16 protein-coding genes are annotated in these 13,800 nt (G+C 56.7%); 4 read left to right on the top strand and 12 right to left on the bottom strand.

The window, feature by feature from the left end; translation table 11 throughout:
• Positions 1 to 24: 24 nt before the first annotated feature.
• On the bottom strand, positions 25 to 576 hold the full coding sequence (locus K9U38_RS08855) for a tetratricopeptide repeat protein (RefSeq protein ID WP_224493979.1): 552 nt from the start codon (positions 574 to 576) through the stop codon (positions 25 to 27).
• Between the two features lie 232 nt (positions 577 to 808).
• Here K9U38_RS08855 and K9U38_RS08850 point away from each other — a divergent pair, with 232 nt between their 5' ends.
• Both K9U38_RS08850 and K9U38_RS08845 read left to right on the top strand, forming a co-directional pair.
• Entirely contained in the window at positions 809 to 1,147 is a 339-nt protein-coding gene (locus tag K9U38_RS08850) for a hypothetical protein (protein ID WP_224493978.1), read from the top strand.
• Between the two features lie 132 nt (positions 1,148 to 1,279).
• Positions 1,280 to 1,705: an OsmC family protein gene (locus K9U38_RS08845; RefSeq protein WP_224493977.1), complete on the top strand. Its 426-nt coding sequence runs from the start codon at positions 1,280 to 1,282 to the stop codon at positions 1,703 to 1,705.
• Positions 1,706 to 1,717: 12 nt separating this feature from the next.
• Here the strand turns inward: K9U38_RS08845 and K9U38_RS08840 are convergent, their stop codons facing one another.
• The 9 genes from K9U38_RS08840 to K9U38_RS21985 all read right to left on the bottom strand — a co-directional run bounded on the left by K9U38_RS08840 (position 1,718) and on the right by K9U38_RS21985 (position 6,936).
• The gene (locus tag K9U38_RS08840; RefSeq protein WP_224494089.1) at positions 1,718 to 2,251 is read right to left on the bottom strand and encodes a carboxymuconolactone decarboxylase family protein; all 534 of its coding nucleotides are present in this window, start codon (positions 2,249 to 2,251) and stop codon (positions 1,718 to 1,720) included.
• A 100-nt stretch (positions 2,252 to 2,351) separates the two neighbouring features.
• Positions 2,352 to 2,594: a DUF6894 family protein gene (locus K9U38_RS08835; RefSeq protein ID WP_224493976.1), complete on the bottom strand. Its 243-nt coding sequence runs from the start codon at positions 2,592 to 2,594 to the stop codon at positions 2,352 to 2,354.
• Positions 2,595 to 2,962: 368 nt separating this feature from the next.
• Positions 2,963 to 3,538 (bottom strand): transglycosylase SLT domain-containing protein, encoded by a 576-nt coding sequence (locus K9U38_RS08830; RefSeq protein WP_224493975.1) that lies wholly within the window; start codon positions 3,536 to 3,538, stop codon positions 2,963 to 2,965.
• A 97-nt stretch (positions 3,539 to 3,635) separates the two neighbouring features.
• Positions 3,636 to 3,866, bottom strand: a complete 231-nt coding sequence (locus K9U38_RS08825; protein ID WP_224493974.1) for a hypothetical protein — start codon at positions 3,864 to 3,866, stop codon at positions 3,636 to 3,638.
• A 334-nt stretch (positions 3,867 to 4,200) separates the two neighbouring features.
• On the bottom strand, positions 4,201 to 4,455 hold the full coding sequence (locus tag K9U38_RS08820; RefSeq protein ID WP_224493973.1) for a hypothetical protein: 255 nt from the start codon (positions 4,453 to 4,455) through the stop codon (positions 4,201 to 4,203).
• A 228-nt stretch (positions 4,456 to 4,683) separates the two neighbouring features.
• Positions 4,684 to 4,896, bottom strand: coding sequence for a hypothetical protein (locus tag K9U38_RS08815; RefSeq protein WP_224493972.1), 213 nt, complete (start codon positions 4,894 to 4,896; stop codon positions 4,684 to 4,686).
• A 207-nt stretch (positions 4,897 to 5,103) separates the two neighbouring features.
• Positions 5,104 to 5,736 (bottom strand): sulfotransferase family 2 domain-containing protein, encoded by a 633-nt coding sequence (locus tag K9U38_RS08810; RefSeq protein ID WP_224493971.1) that lies wholly within the window; start codon positions 5,734 to 5,736, stop codon positions 5,104 to 5,106.
• A 186-nt stretch (positions 5,737 to 5,922) separates the two neighbouring features.
• Positions 5,923 to 6,603, bottom strand: a complete 681-nt coding sequence (locus tag K9U38_RS08805; protein ID WP_224493970.1) for a hypothetical protein — start codon at positions 6,601 to 6,603, stop codon at positions 5,923 to 5,925.
• A gap of 204 nt (positions 6,604 to 6,807) precedes the next feature.
• Complete coding sequence (locus K9U38_RS21985) at positions 6,808 to 6,936, bottom strand: hypothetical protein (RefSeq protein ID WP_255607071.1); 129 nt, start codon at positions 6,934 to 6,936, stop codon at positions 6,808 to 6,810.
• Positions 6,937 to 7,355: 419 nt separating this feature from the next.
• Between K9U38_RS21985 and K9U38_RS08800 the strand changes: the two genes are divergently transcribed.
• Both K9U38_RS08800 and K9U38_RS08795 read left to right on the top strand, forming a co-directional pair.
• Positions 7,356 to 8,453, top strand: a complete 1,098-nt coding sequence (locus tag K9U38_RS08800) for a porin (RefSeq protein WP_224493969.1) — start codon at positions 7,356 to 7,358, stop codon at positions 8,451 to 8,453.
• A gap of 96 nt (positions 8,454 to 8,549) precedes the next feature.
• The gene (locus tag K9U38_RS08795; RefSeq protein ID WP_224493968.1) at positions 8,550 to 9,239 is read left to right on the top strand and encodes a MarC family protein; all 690 of its coding nucleotides are present in this window, start codon (positions 8,550 to 8,552) and stop codon (positions 9,237 to 9,239) included.
• Positions 9,240 to 9,256: 17 nt separating this feature from the next.
• On the opposite strand, the gene aspT is transcribed toward K9U38_RS08795, so the two are convergent.
• Positions 9,257 to 10,948 carry an aspartate-alanine antiporter gene (gene aspT / locus K9U38_RS08790; RefSeq protein WP_224493967.1) on the bottom strand — a complete coding sequence of 564 codons (1,692 nt, stop codon included), beginning with the start codon at positions 10,946 to 10,948 and terminating at the stop codon, positions 9,257 to 9,259.
• A gap of 66 nt (positions 10,949 to 11,014) precedes the next feature.
• A complete protein-coding gene (locus K9U38_RS08785) occupies positions 11,015 to 13,726 on the bottom strand; it encodes a decarboxylase (protein WP_224493966.1) in 2,712 nt (903 codons plus the stop codon).
• Positions 13,727 to 13,800 lie beyond the last annotated feature (74 nt).

Genomic DNA, 13,800 nt, shown 5'->3' with positions numbered 1-13,800 from the left:
CGTTCTGCCAAACGAACGGGCACGTCAGATCTTGGACGGATTCTCGATCGCTTCATGCAGATCCTCATACTCCTCGCAGGTGGTGCCGCAGATCGATTTGATCGTCATCAACTGTTCCTTGGCGAGATCCATCTGTCCCTTGATGACATAGGCTTCGCCCAGATACTCGCGGACCTTGGCGTATTGCGGGTCGAGAGCAACGGACTTCTTGTAGTAAGAAATGCCTTCATCGGTCCGGCCAAGCTTGCGGGTGGCGTACCCGCGATAGTTCCAGGCCTCCTTGGTATTGGGGTCCTTCAAGGTATCGAGTATCTCGAGCGCCTCTTCATAACGTCCTGCCTCGGCAAGGGCGAAAGCGTATTCAGTGCGATCCTTGTCCGGAACGGCGCTGCTGTTCTTGCTGACGCATTTCTTGCTCCTGGTATCGTAGACCTTTCCCTTTGTGCAGGTCGGGGTCGACGAGCCTCCTTCGCCACCAGCAGAAAATGCGGGATTCGGGAGCGTGGTCACGGCAACGCCCGCGCCGAGCAAAACCAGTGGCAGCAGACGGCGGAACGATGGAACGACATTTCTCATGGCACTTTCTCCGCAGGTTTGGAACTGACGCGAAGAGAACACATGTCGACCGCAATTTATTCGAACCGGCGTGAGTTATTATTACAACGGGGCAAATCAATTCCGGAACAAGGATCGAAACCGGATTTCCGTACTAAATTGCCGTCGGCTTTTGATCGTCCGTGCGTTTCCGCATGCGTGGAAACGCTTTAAATCTGGAGCCAAATCAACAACTCCACCCACGAACACGATAATGAACTGCAGAACGGTTGAACCCATGAACGCCGACATTGCCAGCGGAAAGCTCTTGCAATCATTGCTTGCGGGTACTGACGGGCTATCGTGTCAGGATAGCATGGTGCCTCGGCGGGCCAAGCCGGAATCTGCAATCGAGACGGCAAGGAAGCAGATGGAGCAGGCCAAACGTGCCGCCGACCTCAGTCTCGACCGTGCCAAGGCTGCACCGAAACCGCACGAAATCACCAATCCAGCCTTTGTGGCCCTGTTCGAAGCGCATCAGCGTGACCGTGAAGTGCTTTTTGCTGCCATGCGGGCGCTGGACGCCGCTCGGTCCGCGGCCGAAAAGGGTTGATGCAGACAAGCCTCGGCGCGGACGCGACATGCCCTGCGCCGATCTGGCTATGGCATTTACGCTTGATCTTGAATAGGTTAGCGATATCAACGCGAGATCGATGGCGATCATCGCAATTCCAGGAATCAGGTCATGTCGGAACTCAAGATCAGGACGCGGGCCGTTGGCGCCAGGGCGGTGCTCAGACCTAAGGAGCCGCCTGTCATAACGTCCGAAACAGGTGGAAAGATCAACGTGGCAACCTCGGTTTCGGAGCCCGGATTCAACCCGCTTGACCTGCTCTATGCATCTTTGTCCGCCTGTATCGTTCTCAGCGCGCGCATTGCCGCTAGCCGTTTGGGCGTCGCGGACAAACTGGCTGAGGTGAGGGCGCATGTGACCGGTGAAAAGGCACATGATGAACCGTCGCGGGTGATCCGGTTCGATATCGCCATGGAAATCGACGGGGATCTGGATGAGCAGACACGGCATCAGATCGTTGAGATGGCCGAGGAGATTTGTACCGTCAGCAACACGCTGCGTGGCAACGCGACTTTCGTGACAACGTTGGCAGGATAATAGTAACTGGGCTCACGCGGGAGCGGGCTTTTTGTAGGGCTCCAGCTCCGGATCGAGATCGACCTCGACTACGTTGGTAAATACCGTCGTTGCAATCATGATACCGGCAAAGGCAACAAGGTTGACCAGGGCGGGCTCATCATAGCGCGCCGCAAGGTGCTCCCAGATCGTCTCGGGGATGGCATTGGAATCGGCGACGATCGCCTTGGCAAAATCAACCAGCACCGCCTCGTCAGCATCGAGAACGATGGTTTCCGGCTGCAGGCCGAGTTCGATCAATGCGCGGCGCATGAAGGTTGCCGGCACGTCGGATTTGCTTGCTTCGGACAGGGCGAGCGAAAACAGCAAAAATGCCCGGTCAGGAATCGTTGGACGCAACAACTCCTGCAAGGTGAACCACTCGGCGTAGATGCGGTGGACGGCAGGCGAATGAAGCATGATGCGCTTCATGTTTGTCATCCGCCCGCGTAAAGCCAACTCCTGGTCATGCTCGGCACGGCTCTCGGCCGAGGCGGTGTTGTAGACGATTTGTGATATGCGGCTCATGCGTGCATCCGTGAAGAAATCTTTCTCCACGTATAGCAATGCGGCCACGCCCGTACACCCGGAAAACGCGGCACCATCGTCCAGGGCGAAGCCACAGGCTTCAAGACCGGTATTTTGCAACCGGAACGTCCGAGAAACGGATGACGGCTATTGCATGCGCTTCGTCGGATTGGTTGAAAATCTTGATGGCCCAGTCGGCGCGTTCATCAGCAACACCGTCGAGGAGCATTTCCTCAGCGGTCTGCACTGCTTCGGCGGTGGCTTTCTCGTCATCCTCCAGCTTGATGCCCCGGACCGCATTTGTCCGGAGCGCTTCATGAAACTCAAATCGATATGTTGGCATGGCCCGGCTCCACATCTGCATACGCGTTAGATCGTGAGCTCCTGCAACGTCGGTTGGCGCCGGGTCCCCGAAAGCCACTGTTTGATGAACACCTCCGACAAAATCCCGGACGGGTGTGTCAAACAGAAGATGTTAGCAGCTCCCGGTACATTGGTGTCTCGACTGAAAGTGAGCGCTTCTTCAAAATCCATGGAAGAATTGCGCGGACGCATACGACCCGGCGAAAACAGACGCAAACTACAATCGATGGATACGCAACTGAACAATGGTCAGCGGTTGGGAATGTCAGTTTATTTGAACACGTTTCGCGACTTCGGTCACTTAGGCAAATGGATTGAGACGACCATTGTCGTCATGCGGACATTGTTTCACAGGCCGCACGTCCTGAGCTGGGCAGCGTATGTGTTAGCCATTGCAGCGGTCTTGCGCGCCGTCCGGTCGATAGCCGGCTTATTACGCCACGTGCCGCGAGCATAGTCATTCTGGCCAGCATAATAGGCGACGTAGAGATTATAGGCGTCGTCGAGTGCAATGCCGTTCTTTTGATGGCTCTGGGCATGATACCAGCCAACAAAATGGACCGCGTCGCTGAAGTTGGTCCGCCCGGCGCCAAGCCGGCCTGTATCGCGCTGGTAGTCCGCCCAAGTGCCGTCCAGCGCCTGCGAATAGCCATAGGCGGTCGACGGCCGCTTCCACGGGATAAAGCCCAGCAGCTTGGTTCGCGGCGGCTTGACGCGCGCCTGGAAGCCGGATTCGGTATTGATGGTGGCCATGAGGATGGGCACCGGCACACCGTATTCCGCTTCAACGCTCTTGGCGTCCTTGTACCAACTGGTGAAAAAGCCATCCTTTTGCTCGAACACGGCGCATACATTGCTGGTCTGTGTCGGCGCACTGGCGCAGCCGGTGAGCAACAACAAAGCAAGTATCGTGGCGCGGTGCATGGGCAAGTCCTTGGTCTTGCACCATCACCTAATCGGGAAATCCTAATACAGGGTTACCGATACAATGTCGGGCTCTACTACAGCGCCAATTGCGCGGCTAGGCCGCAGCCGCTGCATAAAAGCGATGGTAGAGTTCGCGTTCCAGACTCGCGAGGTTGGTATCGGTCAGAATGCGATCGCGATGATGGAGCCGAAATACGGCGCCGCTCTTTTCGATGCAACAAATTCCGTCGGCGTAGACATAGCCTTCGCCTTCGCACAGGCCGAGTGCATGAAGGTCATCACAATAGTCGCGCGATTCCAGAAATTCCTCGAAGGTCATGGTCATCTTCGGTCATCCCTTTCAGACGCATAGATACGCCGGCAGTTTGGCCCGATTCGGCCAGTATGGACCAACCTTTTTTAACAAGGCTCCACAGACGCTCCGGTTGGGGCCATGCATCGTCGAGATGGGAAGAGGGCTTGGCCCGCCATTGAGCGACAGGCCAAGCCTCATAAGGTGTGGCCTGATCTGCTTGCCCAGTATGGAAGGCCACGACTGGCTGATGACGGAAATATCAGCTTGGTAAAAACGGCTGGCAGCGCTCAAGGTTCCCGCCAGCAAGCAAAAAGTAACGGTTGCCCCCTTTGCCGGAGACGGGGACGGGCAGTCAGCAGCCGACTCACGTAACTTTGAGCGATCCATCCTTGACGCTCGACGTGGCATCGATAATGGCGCCACGGAAATCATCGAGGCCGCGTACGCCCTTCAGATCCGCTTCGGTGAGATTCATTTGATACTCGGGAACAGGTAACGCCTCATCGCCCTCCAAGGTATGACGCTCTATACCTTGGTACTTCCCGGGCGGTAGTAAGATACCATCAACTTCAGTTTCAGATTTGGCGACAAACGTCACTTTCCTAATCTTAGCTGTCATTCGCAGTTCCTTCGTTCGACTGGACCTTGGCACATTCCAGACGAAAACGAAACTGTCGGATGATGGAAAACCCTCATTGCGGGCGCGGTAGACTGCAATCCGGTTGTCAGCGTTGGCGCATTAGCGCGACGAATCAGCAGATCTCGCCGCCAATTTGAGCGGCCGCTGACGATGTCTTGCAACTGTGTGAGGATCGTTCACCAACCCGCCGTGCAGGTTGCAGCAAGCTCACTTCTTCTTACGGGGCTTCGTCTTTCCCGTCTCGTTACGCGCAACGATTTCAGCATAATGCGAGAGAAGACGCCTGTAGTGGTCGGCTGTCTGGAGCGAAATATCCTCCTTCTCGCCAAACCGGCTTGTACGATGCACTTTCTCTTGGCCCTTCTCAAGCTTTTCGATGGTCTCCTCGTATTCAACGATGACCCTCTTCAGGCGCTCCATAAAGGCGTTTCGACTGCTGCTGATGATCCCGCTCCACGCACCGTTGTAAAAAGAATGATAAGCAATCCCCGGTTGAGTGCAACCGGTCCAGAAGGCTTTTGCTGCTCTGCACACAAACTAGACCAACAATATTACAAATTTTGAACTGACCATTCAGCTCATGGGTGCAGTGCAGGCTAAAAACCGCGATAGGCGGCTACACCCGCGCTAGAACGTATAACCGAACTTATCGAGGTCGCGGCGCCATATCTCCTCAACAAGCCCGCGCTCAACCGGCGTGTAATAATCCTGGTAGGGACCGCGCCGGCTGGCATTTTTGCGGGCCAGTTCCGGTGACACGGGCAGGGCGAGCCGTGTCACGATATCGGTGAACGCCTCTTCCATTGCCTCGAAGCGATAAACCTGGTCGATGAGAAGGTTGCCATTGTAGTCGCACAGCATCGCGCTTTGGTCGCGCGGGCGCCACAGCGCACGCCGACGCTCCATGCGCAGGAAATCGGCGAAGCTCTGGGACTGGGCATCCTTGTGACGATGATGGTCGCCTTCGCCGCGAACGAAGGCATAACGGGAAACAGCAAGATCGTAAGGGTTGCGCACGAGCCCGAATTTGAAGGCACCGTCGAAGAAGCTGCGCGGCAGCTTCAGCCTCGCCCAACGGATCGGGGCGTGCGGTCCAAACTGGGCGTCGAGACCTTCGGGCACCGGCAGATGCGACAGAAGCCGCCGCCATTGGCCGCGTGCCTTGCGGACGGCATAGGGACGCAGTGCCTGCTTCAACGCTTGGCCACCGGTCTTGGCAACATGAACGAAGATGAAATTCTTCTCGGCCGAAACGTACATTCACCACCTTCTCAGAGGGCTGCCGTCTAGCCGATTTAGACCCGTATGTCATCCGGGCTCCGACATTTTCTTAAACTTTAGTAGCAGAGCCAGACCGAACGGGTCGTTGCGCGGCGTGGTAGTCCTGTGCGCCAGCAGTCGCAATAGCGAGCGATGTGCTGAGCCATTGCTTGCGAGAGTCATACCTCATCGATTGACAAATCCGGTCAGCCAACAGGCTCCGGCGAAAACAGAGACGGTCACGACCACCATCAATATATCCGTAGCTTTATTACGGATGGCCGCGCCTGGTTGCCGATAACAGATCGCGGCGGCAATGAGCACGAGTGCCAGGTAACTGGAGCATTCGAATATTTCTTCCTTTATCTGGTTTGGTACCGGTCCGTGAAATATGTCAAAAATCGCGCCGACCAAAAGGAGAATGCCCGCCACGAAGAATGGCCACGCAGATCGACTGAATACAAAACGCACGACGTCTCCAACCTGGCTCCAGCGAAAAACCAGGTAGCCGATGGCTACCACCGCAATCACGATCGCCTCATGGATGCGGATCGATCGGCTTTCAAGATAATCTGTCATTGGGCCAACGGCGTCGACCTCGAGCTCACGGAGGAAAAAAACCATGCAAAGCATTGCCATTGCGATGCAGAACATTCGTTCTGCGCCTGACAATGTCGCTGCCGCGAACAGGAACAATACCGCGCCCCCGGCAAGGTAAACGAGTTGCACAGTCTCGATGGGGCCGGACTCGTCCAGCGAAACAGAGACATCAGCGGGGTTTATTGTGAGCCAGAAATAAAGCGCGTTAATCACTAAAAAAATAGATAAGAACAACGCAAATTTCGGCGTGAATTCAATTCTCGTCATCACGAGTCCATGCAAGCCAACTAATTAAGTTGACCCTAACGAATTGCAGCCCAAATCGCAACCTGCAGCGGGCTCGGCAGGGTGCTCCCGCGAGGACAATTGTGTTCATAGTCTTCCGACGGGGAAAAATGGAAGCATTGAGACCGGAGTGAGTTTGCCGGCACGCGACAGCTGGACCTGTCGCCGTCCCGATCAGGACAGACATCAAACCTTGCCAACCAGAAATCCTACGGCGAACAAGATGGCCACCACAGCAAGAAACATTGCTCCTGCGATCATGTACTGCTTGTCGCTGGGTGGAGGGTCATAATCTTCGTGGTCGACATCGTCCATAAGACATCCGAAAGCTGGAAATGACGGGGATTGGAGCCATCATGGCCTTCGGAAGGACGAATCATTCGCCCCAATAACGCTGTGCAGAATATTGCAAGCGGCAGTCGGGTTTCGGTTTAAAGGACGTTGGCTGCAAAGTCCAACGTGCACTCCTGATGCGGTTAAGAAACAGTGATGAGCGCGGATTTCATCGCGGACGAGATGGGATTCAACTCACGATACGGGCCTGATCGATCGGTTGCGCCTGCGGCTCTGGAGGGTGTCAATATGCGACTCTACTCCGATCAGGTTCGCATTAGAATACTGCGTAGTGTGGCCGTGCGGCGACAGTATTACGCCCCATGCATGCTATCATTTCCTCAGGTTGTTTGGGGTTGCTGCGACTCAATGGTTCAGCAGTACGACCGATGGGGGATACTATGGATTACCGAACTCTTCTTCTCGCCACTGCAGGGATGTTTCTTGTCGTATCGACCGCCCGTTCGGCTGACGCTGTGGTCGTCGCGGAGCCGGACCCTGTAGAATACGTTCGTGTCTGCGATGCGTATGGCACCGGATTCTTCTATATCCCCGGCACGGAAACATGCCTTAAGGTGAGCGGCTATCTGCGTTTTGACGTGGCCGGCGGCGATGACGTCTTCACCGGTGGCCCAGTCGGCGCCGATGAAAACGAGACCTGGTATGCCCGCTCAAGAGCAGAGCTTCGTTTCGATGCCCGCTCAGAGACCGAACTCGGCACGCTGCGCTCCTTTGCCGACACCCGTGTTCAGAACACCAACGGCGATAATGTAGCCTCGCTTCATCAAGGTTACATCCAACTCGGTGGTTTCCAGATCGGTCTCAATGATCTGCTCTTTGGTTCCTGGTTGGGTTATGCCGGAAGCAGTATCATTCAGGATGATGTGATCCAGTACGGCGCGGACAGTATGAACACCAATCAGATCAGCTATACGTTCGACGGCGGCAACGGATTTTCCGGCGTTATCGCCGCTGAACAGGGCGAAATATTCAATGGCACCGACTACATTATTGACGATTACATGCCACACGTCCTTGCCGGCGTGAAACTGAAGCAGGGATGGGGTCAGATCGGTGGAGTCATCGGCTACGATTCCGTGCAGGAGGATGTGGGCATCAAGGCCCGCCTGGACGTTAACCTGACCGACTCCCTGTCGGCCTGGGTGATGGGTGGGTATCAGTCAGACTATGACTCCGATTCCTTTATCACCAACGAGAACCGCAACTGGTATGGCCCGTGGGAAGGCGACTGGGCTGCCTGGGGCGGCTTTGCCTTCAAGGTCACGGAGAAGGCAACGATCAATGGACAGGCTGCCTACGAAGAGCAAGGGACTTTCGCCCTGGCTCTCAACGTGAATTATGAAATTGTTCCCGGTCTCATTATCAGGCCTGAACTCAACTATACCAAGTTCGGAGGAGCGCGAGAGGACGAAGCACTCAGCGAGTTTGGCGATGATGACGCCCTCGGTAGCATTGTCCGCATCCAGCGCAACTTTTAGGAGCGCATGACCTCCGTCCGCGGGCGGTAGCAGCGGTGTTCCGATCGACATATCCTGAGTTCCGGGAACAGGACGCCAATAAAAGGATCGATCCGAATGAACGCGGCCATCAATACGTTCGCTTTGGTGCTTGCATCGATCTTTCCGGTCGTCAATCCGCCCGGTTCCGCACTGGTCTTTCTCGGATTCACAAGTGGCGCTACACCCGAGCTCCGCTCCGTCCTCGCCCGGCGCGTCGCCCTGAACTCATTCATCCTCTTGGTGTGTTCGTTTTTGCTGGGTGCACTCATCCTGCAGTTTTACGGGATTTCCATCCCCATCCTTCGCGTCGGCGGCGGATTCATTGTCGCCGTATCCGGGTGGAAGCTTCTCAACGAGGGAAGCCACAAGGAACTGGAAACACCCACAGACGGAACTCCCGGCACCAGGCTGCTTGATCAGGCCTTCTATCCGCTCACCCTGCCACTTACGACGGGTCCGGGCTCGATGGCAGTGGTTATCAGCATAGGGCTTTCAGAGGCAACGATTTCGAGCCCCGCCGACAGGCTCATATTCGTTGTCGCGAGCGTCGTCGCCATTGCTGTCCTGGCGGCGACGATCCTGCTTTGCTTCAACTACGCGGATCGCATCCAAAGGATTCTCGGGCAAGGCGGTACTGATATCGCCGTGCGGCTCTCTGCCTTCATTTTGTTTTGCCTCGGCCTGCAGATCCTCTGGTCCGGTGGAAGCGATCTTTTGAGATCCGTTTTCGTCGCCGGTCATGCGCCGGCGCCACCAACACTGTAAAGGGAGGGTGAGGCAAGCTATGCGGCAATGATGCCCACGATCACCGTGCCCCAGGTTGTAAGCAGGATATGGCCAATAGGAACTGCCGGCGTATAGCCGAGGACAGCTACCGGACTCCCGGACCGATCCTGAACGGCCGCCATGCCGGCGGTCATGGTCTGCGCTCCTGCCAGCCCACCCAGCAGCAGGATCGGATTCATGCGGAGAAGGTAATGTCCAAAGTAAAGCCCCACAAACATTGGCATCAGGGTAACGACCATGCCGCCGAAAAGCAGGCCAACTCCCGCCTCCGCGATGGCTGTAAAGAAGATGGGGCCGGCATGGAGGCCGGTCATTGCGACGAATGCGGCAAGACCGAGTGCTGTCATCAGAGAGACCGCTCCATCCGGTATGCGACCGAAGAGGGGGAAGCGCGTGCGCAAATGCCCGACCAACAGCCCTGCCAGCAAGGTTCCCACGCTGGTACTCAAGGAAATTCGCATGTCACCGACAGGCAGGGTGACGAGCACGCCGACAAGCCCGCCAAGGAAGATTGCGATCGCGAGGACGACGAAATCGGTCGCAGTCGTCGGCGCGATAATGACGCCTACGCGCTTGGCGGCACTCGCAACCACGGCCTCTGGCCCCACCAGTTGGAGGATATCGCCACGTTGCATTACGATGCCGGGTGCAAGCGGAAGGTCCTGGCTCCCGCGGGTGAGGGATCGCAAGTAGAGGCTCCGCGTCCAATCCTCCTTGGCGGCGTCCTCGATGCTCCTGCCATCCAGAGACGGGCTGGTTACCAGCACGTCCGCAACTGATACCGGGATGTCGAGGAGCTCGCGATCCTCTACTTCCGCGGCGAGGGGACCGAGCACTTGCACAAGACTTTCTCGCCGGCCAGATACTGCAACAACGTCCTCAGGGCTCAAAACGAACTCGGGGGTCGCCTCGAAAACGGACGCCCCGCGCCGCACGCGCTGGATGAAGAGCCGGTGCTCGGGAAGTTTTGCCTCGGCCGCTGCTATGGATAGTCCTGCGACCGGCGAACCTTGCGCGATCCGGTAGGAACGCAATTCAAACTTATGCCACGCAGACGTAACCCCGGCCGTCGTTCGCTTGATTCCCAGTTCCTGCTCCAGCTTCAACGCCTCGGCAGTGAGATCGATGCCAAGCAATCGTGGCCCGACCACGCTACAAAACATGATAACGCCAACAGCACCAAAGACGTAGCAGACAGCATCGGCCACCGCGACGTGCGCCACCAACCGTGCGCGTTCATCCTCCATAAGCGGAAGCGCATTTATGGCCTCGGTGGCCGTGCCCATCGCTGGACTCTCCGTGAGCGCACCCGAAACGAGCCCCGCCGCAAAACCGGGGTCAAGCCCAAGCGCCTTGGCAATGACGATGGCCGTGAGCAGCCCTGTTACACAGACGACCACGGCGAGCATTACAGGCTTCAACCCATCCCGTTGAAGGGCTTGCAGGAATTGCGGTCCGACCGAATAGCCAATGCCGAACAGGAATAGAAGGAACAGAAACGATTTGGCCATGCCTGCAATCGGCACGTGAGCAAACTGTCCGATGAGAATTCCAGCGAAAAGGGAACCGGTCACGGGCCCAAGGCTGAAGCCGCGGACTTTCACGCCACCAATCATGTAGCCAATACCGATGGCAAGAAACACGGCAAGTTCCGGATATTTGATCAGGAATTGCTCAAACCAACCCATTGCTATCCCCTCCGCCCGCGGACACCTTCAAACAACGCCAGCCATTAAGATTTCGCGGCCCGGCGCTCAACGCCTCACTTTTGCGGTGATCGCATCAGGCAGTAGCAGCTTGAGCCCCTTGGCTTTTTCATAGCCGTGGATTTCCTTCACATCGAGTTTCCGCATGAAGTCGATTGTTTCCTGGGTCAGCACTTGGCCCGGCACCATGATTGGAAACCCGGGAGGATAAGGTATGACGAAATTGGCTGAGACCATTTCGGGCCCTTCGCGGAGCCTTCTGTCACATTCTGCCCCAAACAGCGGAACATATTCGCAGATCGCTGGATCATACGCGCCAAAGAACGCGGTACGGATATCACCCTCCGGTGTCGTCGTTCCGGCGTCGCCGCGGAACACATCATGGAAACGGCTGAAATTGGGCAAGTCGGGGACGTCGGTCATCAGCGATTTTACCCGCGCCTTGAATGCGGTCTGCTCTGCCTCTCCACCATCGGCCAGCCGTTTTTCGATCGCATGGCAGATCTCCACCAGAACGCGGACGAGATGAGCGATATCGCTGCGGGTGTTGTTGATGTTCGATTGCAACAGCACACTGTTGCGCGACGTCTTGTTGAGCTGGATGTCGTACGTGCTGGCCAGAAGACCCTTGAACTGCGTTCCGTCAAAACCGGCGGTGCCGCACACGAGCGTCATCCGGGTTGGATCAAGGTAGAATTCGTCCTCACGCATCGCCTTCACTACCGTTGCCCAGGTAGAGCCTGGTGTCAGGTAATCCGTAAATCCAGACTGGCGGTAGGCTTGGGGCATCATCGCGTCTGCACCGAGTACGCGAAAGTACTTTGAAATCAACGGATGCTCGTTGATTGCCCGCCGGATCTTGAGCGCGATCTCGATTGCATTCATGACCAGGCCGTAACCTTCGAGCTCCATCTGCCGGCGCGCTACGTCCAGACTTGCGATCAGCTGCTGGTTGGGGCTGGTCGAAGCGTGGGTGAAGACAGCCTCGTGAAACTGGGCTTCGACGGTAGGAAAGTCGACGTCCTTGACCAGCAGCATTGATCCCTGGCGAATGGCTGACATGGACTTGTGCGTAGAGTTGGTCTGATAGACGCGAAGCCGCACTTTGCGCGGATCGGGGATTAGCCGGGTTGCGAGCAGTACATCGTCGGTTGGTTTTTTGCCCAATGCCTCCTGCTGTTTCTCATATGCCGTGACAGAGGCCGGATCGCGCAACCACTCCTCAATTTCTGCCGCGGCCCCCATCGCTGTACGCGGACGCAGGAAAGGCGAGAATCGGGCAAATCCAGACCACGCCTCGTCCCAGAGAAAAACGAGATTTGGTTTTATCGCAAGACATTCCTCCATGACCCGCCTGACATTGTACATATGTCCGTCGAATGTGCAGTTCGTCAGATCAAGCAGCTTGAGGCGATCCAGCCGACCTTCCGCCCGCAGTGCCAAAAGAGCACGTTTGATAGTGTCGAGCGGAACTGCCCCATACATGGAATATTCAGTCATGGGAAAGGCTTCGACATAGTAGGGCTGAGCACCACTCATCACCATGCCATAATGGTGCGATTTGTGGCAGTTCCGATCCACGACCGCGATATCGCCGGGGGCGAGCAGCGCCTGCACAGCCATCTTGTTTGATGTGGAAGTGCCGTTTGTGACGAAGAAGACGTGATCGGCGCCGAAAGCACGAGCAGCCATCTCCTGTGAGCGCTTGATGTTGCCCGTGGGTTCCAGCAGACTGTCGAGGCCCCCCGTCGTCGCACTGCTTTCCGCCAGGAAGAGATTGATCCCGTAGAAGTCACCCATGTCGCGAATCCAATCGGAATGGAAAACCGATTTTCCTCTGGCAATGGGCAATGCGTGGAACGTGCCAATCGGCCTGCGGGCATAGTTCTTCAAATTGTCGAAAAAGGGTGTCTCATAGCGGGCCTGTACACCCTCCAGGATCGCGAGGTGCAATTCGAGGGGTTCCTCTACAGCGTAGAAGATGCGCCGAATGGCGTCCGCTGCCGAATCGCCGGCAAGCTTTTCCACCTCGCGATCGGACAGCAAGTATAAGTCAAGTTCCGGCCGGATCCTTTTCAGTGTGCGTGCAAGCCGCAGTGCTGACTTGTCGGCTGTTTCCAACTCACCAAGAGGATCAAGCACGGAGCGCAGGACAGGCACTTCATGGCGCGAACGATAGGGAAAGCCCTCAGCAAGTACGACCGAAACGATGTCTGGGTTCACGATAGCTGCACATAGCGCGTCCTCAAATGAGCCAATGAAGATCGGCTCATAGATGAATGCATCCTCCGGCCTACGCAGCCGGCGAATTTCGCTGGCGAGTGCGGGCCACCGGGCCGCCGGCTGACTGTTGACGAAAAGCACTTCGAAGTAGGGGCGGCGAGGTCCCGTTTCACCTGTGGACGTCGGCATGATATCGGCGACTTCGCCGGACGACATCTCATCATGAACATCCCACTCTGCAGGGCGCCCGCGATAAACACGCGTCAGCAGCCCGTTGGAGATGCGCCTTGCAAGTTTGGCGGCGCCTCCAGCGTCGTTGGTAGCGATGCGTTCGGTCAACGTTCCGAGGAGACGGGCACCCGGGTAGGCGTGATATTCCTCACTGGCCGACAAGGCTGTGAGCGCGTCCTCAAGTGCCGCCCGCTCGCCTTGTTTGTTTGCCCAGGCATCGGCCAGCGTCGTGATCTCACGCCAGTTGTCGGCGCGCCCGGAATGGATAAGCAGAAATTGATCATTGCGTTTGGTTTCGCGGGGCACGGTGTACTCCCTTCACGTCTCTGTTCGAGTGGAATCCATCCGTCGATGTCGACGGCTTGCTTCGCATGAAATGC

This window comes from Phyllobacterium lublinensis, assembly GCF_020164435.1.
GTDB classification, from domain to species: domain Bacteria; phylum Pseudomonadota; class Alphaproteobacteria; order Rhizobiales; family Rhizobiaceae; genus Phyllobacterium; species Phyllobacterium lublinensis.
This window is presented reverse-complemented; position numbering and strand designations above follow the sequence as displayed.

Bases quoted from the DNA above. Each gene is read 5' to 3' on its own strand.
- K9U38_RS08800 (WP_224493969.1), top strand. From the start codon at position 7,356: ATGGATTACCGAACTCTTCTTCTCGCCACTGCAGGGATGTTTCTTGTC.
- K9U38_RS08805 (WP_224493970.1), bottom strand. From the start codon at position 6,603: ATGACGAGAATTGAATTCACGCCGAAATTTGCGTTGTTCTTATCTATT.
- K9U38_RS21985 (WP_255607071.1), bottom strand. From the start codon at position 6,936: ATGGACGATGTCGACCACGAAGATTATGACCCTCCACCCAGCGACAAG.
- K9U38_RS08830 (WP_224493975.1), bottom strand. From the start codon at position 3,538: ATGCACCGCGCCACGATACTTGCTTTGTTGTTGCTCACCGGCTGCGCC.
- K9U38_RS08840 (WP_224494089.1), bottom strand. From the start codon at position 2,251: ATGAGCCGCATATCACAAATCGTCTACAACACCGCCTCGGCCGAGAGC.
- K9U38_RS08850 (WP_224493978.1), top strand. From the start codon at position 809: ATGAACTGCAGAACGGTTGAACCCATGAACGCCGACATTGCCAGCGGA.
- K9U38_RS08795 (WP_224493968.1), top strand. From the start codon at position 8,550: ATGAACGCGGCCATCAATACGTTCGCTTTGGTGCTTGCATCGATCTTT.
- K9U38_RS08855 (WP_224493979.1), bottom strand. From the start codon at position 576: ATGAGAAATGTCGTTCCATCGTTCCGCCGTCTGCTGCCACTGGTTTTG.
- K9U38_RS08845 (WP_224493977.1), top strand. From the start codon at position 1,280: ATGTCGGAACTCAAGATCAGGACGCGGGCCGTTGGCGCCAGGGCGGTG.
- K9U38_RS08815 (WP_224493972.1), bottom strand. From the start codon at position 4,896: ATGGAGCGCCTGAAGAGGGTCATCGTTGAATACGAGGAGACCATCGAA.
- K9U38_RS08810 (WP_224493971.1), bottom strand. From the start codon at position 5,736: ATGTACGTTTCGGCCGAGAAGAATTTCATCTTCGTTCATGTTGCCAAG.
- aspT (WP_224493967.1), bottom strand. From the start codon at position 10,948: ATGGGTTGGTTTGAGCAATTCCTGATCAAATATCCGGAACTTGCCGTG.
- K9U38_RS08825 (WP_224493974.1), bottom strand. From the start codon at position 3,866: ATGACCATGACCTTCGAGGAATTTCTGGAATCGCGCGACTATTGTGAT.
- K9U38_RS08820 (WP_224493973.1), bottom strand. From the start codon at position 4,455: ATGACAGCTAAGATTAGGAAAGTGACGTTTGTCGCCAAATCTGAAACT.
- K9U38_RS08835 (WP_224493976.1), bottom strand. From the start codon at position 2,594: ATGCCAACATATCGATTTGAGTTTCATGAAGCGCTCCGGACAAATGCG.